Annotated in this window: 8 protein-coding genes; 6 read left to right on the plus strand and 2 right to left on the minus strand. The window is 73.6% G+C overall.

Features of this window, described 5'->3' with window-relative positions; translation table 11 throughout:
- The first annotated feature begins 185 nt into the window (after positions 1–185).
- Complete coding sequence (locus ACFU7Y_RS33685; RefSeq protein WP_224283714.1) at positions 186–1,547, plus strand: sensor histidine kinase; 1,362 nt, start codon at positions 186–188, stop codon at positions 1,545–1,547.
- Positions 1,544–2,221 carry a response regulator gene (locus tag ACFU7Y_RS33690; RefSeq protein WP_380770642.1) on the plus strand — a complete coding sequence of 226 codons (678 nt, stop codon included), beginning with the start codon at positions 1,544–1,546 and terminating at the stop codon, positions 2,219–2,221. Before ACFU7Y_RS33685 ends, ACFU7Y_RS33690 begins: the two co-directional genes overlap by 4 nt.
- 22 nt (positions 2,222–2,243) lie before the next feature.
- Here ACFU7Y_RS33690 and ACFU7Y_RS33695 read toward each other — a convergent pair whose 3' ends face one another.
- Both ACFU7Y_RS33695 and ACFU7Y_RS33700 read right to left on the minus strand, forming a co-directional pair.
- The gene (locus tag ACFU7Y_RS33695) at positions 2,244–2,705 is read right to left on the minus strand and encodes a GNAT family N-acetyltransferase (RefSeq protein ID WP_224283711.1); all 462 of its coding nucleotides are present in this window, start codon (positions 2,703–2,705) and stop codon (positions 2,244–2,246) included.
- A gap of 326 nt (positions 2,706–3,031) precedes the next feature.
- Positions 3,032–3,847, minus strand: a complete 816-nt coding sequence (locus ACFU7Y_RS33700; protein WP_224283713.1) for an SAM-dependent methyltransferase — start codon at positions 3,845–3,847, stop codon at positions 3,032–3,034.
- A 240-nt stretch (positions 3,848–4,087) separates the two neighbouring features.
- On the opposite strand from ACFU7Y_RS33700, the gene ACFU7Y_RS33705 reads away from it, so the two are divergent.
- From ACFU7Y_RS33705 to ACFU7Y_RS33720, 4 genes are all read left to right on the plus strand, one after another.
- Positions 4,088–4,447, plus strand: coding sequence for a PRC-barrel domain-containing protein (locus ACFU7Y_RS33705; RefSeq protein WP_380770643.1), 360 nt, complete (start codon positions 4,088–4,090; stop codon positions 4,445–4,447).
- Between the two features lie 127 nt (positions 4,448–4,574).
- Positions 4,575–4,841 carry a metal-sensitive transcriptional regulator gene (locus ACFU7Y_RS33710; RefSeq protein WP_224283709.1) on the plus strand — a complete coding sequence of 89 codons (267 nt, stop codon included), beginning with the start codon at positions 4,575–4,577 and terminating at the stop codon, positions 4,839–4,841.
- A 304-nt stretch (positions 4,842–5,145) separates the two neighbouring features.
- A complete protein-coding gene (locus ACFU7Y_RS33715; RefSeq protein WP_380770644.1) occupies positions 5,146–6,582 on the plus strand; it encodes an endonuclease/exonuclease/phosphatase family protein in 1,437 nt (478 codons plus the stop codon).
- 44 nt (positions 6,583–6,626) lie between these two features.
- A complete protein-coding gene (locus tag ACFU7Y_RS33720) occupies positions 6,627–8,624 on the plus strand; it encodes a phosphocholine-specific phospholipase C (protein ID WP_380770645.1) in 1,998 nt (665 codons plus the stop codon).
- Positions 8,625–8,675 lie beyond the last annotated feature (51 nt).

Below are 8,675 nucleotides of genomic sequence, written 5' to 3' on the forward strand. Positions count from 1 at the left end.
GGCCAGGTCCGTCACCGGCCGGCTCGGACACCGTTTCGAGCCCAACCGTTACCGTTGCTGTCGGAGGCCGCCGCCCACGCGGAGGCCTCCGGCCCGGCCGGCCCGCCCCCACCAGGGTCGGCGCGCACGAGCCGGCGCTGCCCGGCGAGGGCGCGGCGAGGGCCCCCGACCCGGAGATCACGACCATGAGCGACACCTGGCAGCGCCTGCGCCGCGAGCACCCGCGGCTGCTCGACGCGGCCGGAGGCGTGGCCCTGATCACGGCCACCGGCCTCGGCGCCACCGTCGACCAGACCGGCGGCCGCTTCACCGGACTCGACCCGGTCACCGGTGTCATCGCATTGGCCTCCGCCGTCTCGGTGTTCGCCCATCGCCGTCACCCGCGCGCGGTAGTCGCCGTCACACTGCTGTGCACCATGGTGCTCGCCCTGGTCAGCCCCCGGCTCACCCCGATGCTGGCCACCCCGCTGCTGCTCGCGCTCTACTTCCTCGCCGTCCGCACCGACCGCGCCACCGCGCTGCGCGCCTCGATCGTCACCGCCGTCCTGCTCACCGGGATCGCCCTGCTGTTCGGCCCGAGCGGCCCGATCGGCGAACGGATCGGCGTCCTCGCCTGGGCCCTGCTGCCCGGCGCCCTCGGCGACTCCATCCGCAACCGGCGCGCCCACCTCACGGCCATCGAGGAACGCGCCGAACGCGCCGAGCGCACCCGCGAGGAGGAGGCCCGCCGACGGGTCGCCGACGAGCGGGTCAGGATCGCCCGCGACCTCCACGATGTGGTCGCCCACCACATCGCCCTCGCCAACGCCCAGGCCGGCATCGCCGTCCACCTCATGGACAGCCACCCCGTCCAGGCCCGCGAGGTGCTCAGCCACATCACCGACGCCACCGGCTCGGCCCTCCAGGAACTGCGCGCCACTGTCGGCCTGCTGCGTCGCGCCGAGGAACCCGCCCCGCTCGAACCCACCCCCGGCCTCGACCGGCTGCCCGAGCTGATCAACACCTTCGAGCGGGCCGGCCTGCCGGTCCGGCTCACCGTCGAGGGCGAGGCCCGCCTGCTGTCGCCCGGCGTGGACCTCACCGCCTTCCGGATCGTCCAGGAGTCGCTGACCAACGTGGCCAAGCACGCCCACGGTGCCGACGCCGAGATCACCCTGGCCTACAGCGGCAGCCGGGTCGCGGTCAGCGTCGCCAACGGCCGCCCGACCGCGAGCGGTCGCCGCCGTGCCGTCCCCCTGCCCCAGCACCCGCCGAGCGAGGGCGGCTTCGGTCTGATCGGCATGCGCGAGCGGGCCGGCGCGGTCGGTGGCCGGCTCAGTGCCGACCGGCGGCCCGACGGCGGCTTCCTGGTCACCGCCGAGCTCCCGCTGCGCACCGGCGTCCGCGACGACGGCCCCGAGGCCGTGGGTGCCCTCACCACCGCCGACGTCGCCCGGGCTGCCCGGCTCGCGCGCACCGCCCGTACCGATCGCCCGACACCAGCCGAAGGACAGGACGGCGCCACCCGAGCGGACGGCGCGGTCCGAGAGGACAGGGACCACGCATGACCATCCGGGTACTGCTCGCCGACGACCAGGCCCTGCTGCGCGGTGCCTTCCGCCTGCTGATCGAGGCGGAGGAGGACATGGAGGTGGTCGGCGAGGCCGCCGACGGCCGGGAGGCCGTCGCGCTCGCCCGGGCCACCAAGCCCGACATCGTGCTGATGGACATCCGGATGCCCGGCACCGACGGCCTGGGCGCCACCGCCGAGATCTGCGGCGACGAGGAGCTGTCCGGCACCCGGGTGCTCATCCTCACCACCTTCGAGATAGACGAGTACGTGGCCCAGGCGCTGCGCGCGGGCGCCGGCGGTTTCCTCGGCAAGGGCGCCGACCCGAAGGAGCTGCTCGCCGCCGTCCGGACCGTCGCGGCGGGCGAGGCACTGCTCTCGCCCGCCGCCACCCGGGCCGTCATCGACCAGTTCCTCGCCCAGCCCGGCCCTGCGTCCGCCGCACCCACGAGCGAGCGGCTGTCCGTCCTCACCGCCCGCGAGCGCGAGGTGATGTCGATGGCCGCCACCGGCCTCACCAACGAGGAGATCGCGGAACGGATGTTCGTCAGCCCCTTCACCGTCCGCACCCACGTCCACCGGGCGATGTCCAAGCTGGACGCCCGCGACCGCGCCCAGCTCGTCGCCATCGCCTACCAGACCGGCCTGGTCCCGCCCGGCCGCCCGGCCTGAGCACGCCACGGGCGCGACCGGGTCAGCCGCCGGCCCGCTCCGCGCCCGGGCGCAGCGGGCGGACCCGGGGAAGGCCGAAGGCGGACATCTCCTTCTCCTCGTAGGAGAGGAAGCCCAGCGAGCGGTAGAAAGCGTGGTTCCGCACGCCCTCCGGGGTGGACTCGTGGTCGGTGGAGAGCAGGAAGAACCGGCAGTGCGCGTAGCGGTCCATCAGGTGCTCCATCAGCGCGCGGCCCACGCCCTTGCGGTGGTGGCGCGGATGCACCAGCACGTCCTGGACGTAGCAGACCGCCTCGTCGTCCGAGATGGTACGGGCCAGCCCGAGCAGTTCTCCCGACTCGTCGCGGGCGGTCACGACCAGGTGGGAGTTGGCCAGGCCGCGCATCAGCTTGTCGACGTCGCTGGTGTAGCCCTCCCACTCCACCGCGTCGTACAGCTCGAACACCTCGTCGCGGTCGAACTCCACCTCGCGGGCGATGATCATACGGCCTCCCCGATCACGCGGCTCTCCCCGGAACCGCCGTAACTGACGTGCTCGAACGGCCCATCCTTCATCGAACGGCCCGCTCCGCTCAAGGCGGTCCCGACCGCTGTGCGGAATCCGGCGGTGTCAGGACGGCTGCCGGCCCGCTCGCCCACTCGGCAGGCTGCCCGACCACTCAGGAGTAGCCGGACACCTACCAGGACCGGGTGCGCGGCGCCGTCCTGGCCGCCGCCGATCGGCCGGTCCTGGTCCTGCGACCTGCGTGACCCGGAACGACCGGTGCCCCGACGACCGGTGACCGGCGGGCAGGGTCCCCGCAGCCGCGGTCAGGGCTTGCGGGCCACGGCGCCGTACATGCTGACGCGGTCGGCGCCGGGGGCGGGGTCGGCGTCGGGGCGCCAGAGCGGGACGGTGGTCACGCCGGGGTCGAGGAGGTCGAGGCCGTCGAAGAAGGCGCGGACCTCGTCGCAGGACCGGCCGACGAGGGGCGCGGTGGCCTTGTCGTAGACGCCGGTGACCCGGTCGCGGATCTCGGCCGGGATGAAGTCGGCGGTGCCGTGCGAGAGGACCAGGTGGCTGCCGGAGGGCAGGGTGTCCAGCAGGGTGGCGAGGGCCTGGTAGGGCTCGTCCTCGTCCCGCAGGAAGTGGAGGACGGCGGCGAGGACGAGTCCGACCGGGCGGGAGAAGTCGAGCAGTTCCACCGCCCGGACGGCGTCCAGCAGGGCGGCGGGCTCGCGGAGGTCGGCCTGGATGACGGTGGTGCGGCCGGGGCCCGAGCCGGCCATCAGGGCGCGCGCGTGGCTGAGCACGATCGGGTCGTTGTCCACGTAGACGACCCGCGCGCCCGGTCTGGCCGCCTGGGCGATCTCGTGGGTGTTGCCGGCCGTCGGGATGCCGGTGCCGATGTCGAGGAACTGGTCGATGCCGAGGCCGGCGACGCACCGCACCGCACGGGTGAGGAAGCCGCGGTTGGCGCGGGCGGTGGAGCGGAACTCCGGGTTGGCGGCGAGCGCCTTTTCGGCGGCTGCGCGGTCGGCGGGGAAGTTGTCCTTCCCGCCCAGGTAGTAGTCGTACATCCGGGCCGGGTGCGGCACGTCGGGCCGCAGGTCGGCCGAGACCCCGGCGTTGCCGGACTCCCACATGTTCTCGTATCCCACCGCTGCCGTCTCCTCCGCCCGGACACCACTGACCGCTCCACTCGCGGCCCTGCCGGCGGACAGCCTAAAGCCCAGGTCACGGCCCTGGTGCCGGTTGGTCGGGTCACCCCCGTATGTCCCTTTCGTCGGGCCGGGGAGGTGGTGGCCTCGCCGCGCGTTCGCGCCGCTCCCGGCGCAGGATGGGAGATCCGGGCAGTGGAACAGCCGGGGACGGGAGGTCGGGTCATGGGAATCGCCATGGCGGACATCCGGGAGTGGCGCGGCCACGCCGTGGTCGACGAGAAGAGCCGCCGCATCGGTTCGCTGGAGTCGGTCTACGTGGAGACGGCCAGCGACGAGCCGTTCTTCGCCACCGTCACGGTCGGTTTCGCGCGGCGCCGCCGCCTGGTGTTCGTCCCGCTGGACGGGGCGGTGGCCGGACCGGACTACCTCCGGGTGGTGTACCCGCGCAACCAGGTCAAGCAGGCCCCGTCGATCGGTACCGACGACGTGCTGCCCGCCGAGGACGAGCCCGCCGTGTTCGCGCACTACGGGCTCCCGTACGAGACCGGCGCGGGCGGGGAGCGCCGCCTGGCCCGCCGCTGAGCCGTGCCCGGCCACCGCTGACCTGCGCCAGGGAGCAGCCGGGCCGGGCACGGCTCTCGCCACCCGGGAATGAATACCCCGCCGGGTACACTTGTCCATCGACAGTCGATGTGAAAGGCGGCCCGACATGCAGGTGGACGAGGAGGCGGTCGGCGCGGTCCTGAACCGGCTGCGCCGTGCGCAGGGCCAGTTGGCGGGAGTGATCGCGATGATCGAGGCGGGCCGGGACTGCAAGGACGTGGTCACCCAGCTCGCCGCCGTCTCGCGCGCCCTCGACCGGGCCGGGTTCAAGATCGTCGCGAGCGGCATGCGCCAGTGCATGGCCGCCGCCGGCGAGGACGCCCCGCCGATGAGCGAGGCCGAGCTGGAGAAGCTCTTCCTGGCCCTGGCCTGATCGGCGGCACTCCCCTCGGGATCGCGGGCACGCGACGGGGGCCGTGGCGGATTCCTCCGCCACGGCCCCGTCGCGTGCCCGTGGAGGTTCCCGTGCAGGTGCCTGCGGAAGTTCCCGTACCGCCCGACGCTCCGTCATGCGCCGTTCACGCGTCGGTCGCCGGTCTTCGGGTGAATGAGGGCCGCCCGCAGTTGTACAGCCAACTGTGTGCGCTCTCCTTCTCCCAGCCTCCGTGACCAGCCGTACCCGGCACCGGCGCGCCGTCCCCCGGCGGCCCCGGGCCCGGGCGGCGGACAGGACAACCGTGGCCGCAGGCAGCGCCCTGACGCTCAGTTCCTCCCCCAACCCCACCGAAGGCGACCGGCTCACCTTCCACTGGACCACCGACGCCCCCGACGCCAAGAACTGGGTCGGCATCTACGACGGCGACCGCCGGCCCGGCAACGGCGGCTCGCTGCTGTGGAAGTACACCCCGGGCACCTCGGGCGACGTCCAGCTCGACACCTCCGCGCTGACCGGCGGCCCGTACACCGCCTACCTGCTCGCCAAGGACGGCTACGGCATCCTCGCCCGGACCGAGCCGTTCAGCTTCCGCCCCAAGCCCGCCGTCGTCCGTCCGCACGCCGCCGTCGACGCGTTCACGGCCACGCCCGTCGCCCCGGGTGCCGCCGTGACGGTCAGGCTCGGCGGCCTCTGGTCCCGCCCGGCCGGCAACCCGGCCGGCTCCGCCACCTACCGCAAGGTCGGCGGCCCGGCGTGGGCCTCGGTCGGTGCCGACGGCACGCTCACCGGCATCGCCCCCGCCACCCCCGGCAGGAACCCCGAGCCGGTGGTCGTCGGTGTCAAGGACAGTGGGGGTGCCACCGACACCGTCACCGTCCTCGTCCCGATGGCGGACCCGGCCGCCACGCTGCGCCTCAAGGCCGCCAGCTGGAACCTGCACGACGCGGGCTCGGCCCACACCGACGCGCTGGAGAAGCAGCTGCGGGTGGTCCTCGCCCAGGGCCTGGACGTGCTCGCCCTCCAGGAGACCGCGGGGGAGCGGGCCAAGACCCTGGCCGACGCCCTCGGCTGGTACGCCTACCAGAGCCCGGGCAGCGTCGGCATCCTCAGCCGCCACCCGCTCACCGACGTCACCCCGCCGACCACGGAGCTGCCCGCCGCCGCGGCCACCGTGCGGCTCCCGGGCGGTCGCAGCGTCCGCTTCTGGGCCGCGCACCTGGACGAGGCGGACTACGGCCCCTACGCCGTCCAGGACGGCCGGACCGCCGCCGAGGTGGAGGCCGCCGAGAACGGCTCGCTGCGGCTGAAGCAGGCGAAGGCGTTGGCCGCCGCCGTCCGTTCGGACATCGCCCGGCACACCCCGGTGGTGCTGGCCGGCGCGCTCTCCTCGCCCTCGCACCGGGACTGGACGGCCGCCACCGCCGCCGCCCACCAGGGGGTCGGCGCGCTCGCCTGGCCGGTCACCGTGGCGCTCCAGGCCGCCGGACTGACCGACACCTTCCGCGAGGAGAACCGCGACCCGGTCAAGGCCCCGGGCGCCACGTGGTCGCCCACCCGCAAGCGGCGCGGCGACCGCCCCGAGCCGCAGGACCGCATCGACTACGTCCAGTACGCGGGCCCGCTGAAGCTGGTCGAGGCGCACACCCTGGTCGCCGACTGGCCGCAGCCCGAGCCCGGCTACGCCGCCAACGAGTGGCCCTCCGACACCGCCGCCGCAGTCGCCACCTTCCAGCTCTGAGCGCACCGGCTCCCCAACCTCCAGCTCCGAGAGGCCAGTTCGTCATGTCCGAACTCTCCCGCCGCACCTTCGTCGGCGCCACCGCGGCCGCCGGCGCCACCGCCCTGACCGGCCTGACGGCCGCCCAGGCGGCTGCCGCCCCGGCCCCCGCCGCCGGTGCCAGGCCCGGCACGCCGCTCACCGGCACCATCAAGGACGTCAAGCACGTCGTCGTCCTGATGCAGGAGAACCGTTCCTTCGACCACTACTTCGGCACCCTGGCCGGCGTCCGCGGCTTCGGCGACAAGCAGGCGCTCCAGTTCCCGGACGGCACCGACGTCTTCCGCCAGCCCGACAGCCGGCGCAGCGACGGCGGTGTGATGCTGCCGTACCGCATGGACACCGCCAAGTACAACGCGCAGAACGCCGGCGGCCTCCCGCACGACTGGGCCACCGGCCACCAGGCCATCAACAACGGTGCGATGAACAAGTGGATCGCCGCCAAGGGCGAGCGCACCATGGGCTACTTCACCCGGGACGACATCCCCTACCAGTACGCCCTGGCCGACGCGTTCACCGTCTGCGACGCCTACTTCACCTCGCTGGCCGGCCCGACCGACCCCAACCGGCTCTACCTGTGGACCGGCACCGCCGGCCCCGGCCGCGACGGCACCACCGGCCCGTGGATCGACAACACCCCGGTCACCGACAACCCCGTCGCCGACTGGACCACCTACGCCGAGCGCCTGGAGGCGGCCGGCGTCACCTGGCGCGTCTACCACAACCCCAGCAAGGACGACCGCACCGGCGACTACGACGACAACGCGCTCTCCTACTTCAAGCAGTTCCACAACTTCCCGCACGACGACCCGCGTTACATCAACGCGATGACCAAGTTCGACCCCACCGACTTCGACCGCCACTGCAAGGACGGCACCCTGCCGACCGTCTCCTGGCTGGTCGCGCCCTACCTGTTCTCCGAGCACCCGGAGGCCGGCCCGGCCTACGGGGCGCACTGGGTCGACCAGGCCCTGCAGTCGCTGATGTCCAACCCGGAGGTCTGGCGGCACACCGTCTTCCTGGTGATGTACGACGAGAACGACGGCTACTTCGACCACGTCGTCCCGCCCACTCCCGAGCCCGGCACCCCCGAGGAGTTCACCCAGGGACGGGCCATCGGCCTCGGCAACCGGGTGCCGCTCTGGGTCATCTCGCCGTGGTCGCGCGGCGGCTGGGTCAACTCCCAGGTCTTCGACCACACCTCGGTGCTGCGCTTCATGGAGCTGGTCACCGGGGTGGCCGAGCCCAACATCTCGGCCTGGCGCCGGGCCGTCTGCGGCGACCTCACCAGCTGCTTCGACTTCGCCGCCCCGGAGCACTCCGTCCCGGCGCTGCCCGACACCAAGGCCCTGATGGCCAGGGCCGACGCGGGCACCCGGCTGCCCGGCGTCGCGCTGCCACCGGTCGGTGCCCAGGCGATGCCGGTCCAGGAGCGCGGCGAGCGCCCGCACCGCCCGCTCCCGTACCAGCCATGGGCCGACGTCGAGGTGGACCGGAAGACCGGCAAGGTCACCTGCACGATGAGCAACGACGGCTCGGTGGCCTTCCCGTACACCGTCTACCCGAACATCCTGCTCCCGTTCGCCGGCACCCCGTACACCGTCGCCCCCGGCACCACCGCCCGGTACGTCTGGGACGCCGCCGCCACCAGCGGGCGCTACGACTTCACCGTTCACGGCCCGGACGGCTTCGTCCGCCGGTTCGCCGGCACCGTGGTCCGCGACGGGCAGGACGGCCAGAACGACATCGGCGTGCCGATCGTCACCGCCGACCTGCACGGCAACTCGAAGCTCACCCTCCAGGTGGCCAACGACGGGATGACCGACGTGGCCTTCACCGCCGCGCCCAACGACTTCGCGGGCACCGCGCAGACCGTCTGGGTCAGGCCCGGCAAGCAGGCCAACCTGACCTGGCCGCTGGACAAGCAGGGCCGCTACGACGTCGTCGTGACCGCCCACACCGGTCAGCGCTTCGTCCAGCGCTACGCGGGCTGGGTGCACTGACGCGACGCCGTCGGCACGGGGCCCGTCCTCGACCCCCCGACTGCGGGAGTT

It is taken from the genome of Kitasatospora sp. NPDC057542, from assembly GCF_042801945.1.
Lineage (GTDB): Bacteria > Actinomycetota > Actinomycetes > Streptomycetales > Streptomycetaceae > Kitasatospora.

Bases quoted from the DNA above. Each gene is read 5' to 3' on its own strand.
- ACFU7Y_RS33700 (WP_224283713.1), bottom strand. From the start codon at position 3,847: ATGTGGGAGTCCGGCAACGCCGGGGTCTCGGCCGACCTGCGGCCCGAC.
- ACFU7Y_RS33705 (WP_380770643.1), top strand. From the start codon at position 4,088: ATGGGAATCGCCATGGCGGACATCCGGGAGTGGCGCGGCCACGCCGTG.
- ACFU7Y_RS33720 (WP_380770645.1), top strand. From the start codon at position 6,627: ATGTCCGAACTCTCCCGCCGCACCTTCGTCGGCGCCACCGCGGCCGCC.
- ACFU7Y_RS33685 (WP_224283714.1), top strand. From the start codon at position 186: ATGAGCGACACCTGGCAGCGCCTGCGCCGCGAGCACCCGCGGCTGCTC.
- ACFU7Y_RS33695 (WP_224283711.1), bottom strand. From the start codon at position 2,705: ATGATCATCGCCCGCGAGGTGGAGTTCGACCGCGACGAGGTGTTCGAG.
- ACFU7Y_RS33690 (WP_380770642.1), top strand. From the start codon at position 1,544: ATGACCATCCGGGTACTGCTCGCCGACGACCAGGCCCTGCTGCGCGGT.
- ACFU7Y_RS33710 (WP_224283709.1), top strand. From the start codon at position 4,575: ATGCAGGTGGACGAGGAGGCGGTCGGCGCGGTCCTGAACCGGCTGCGC.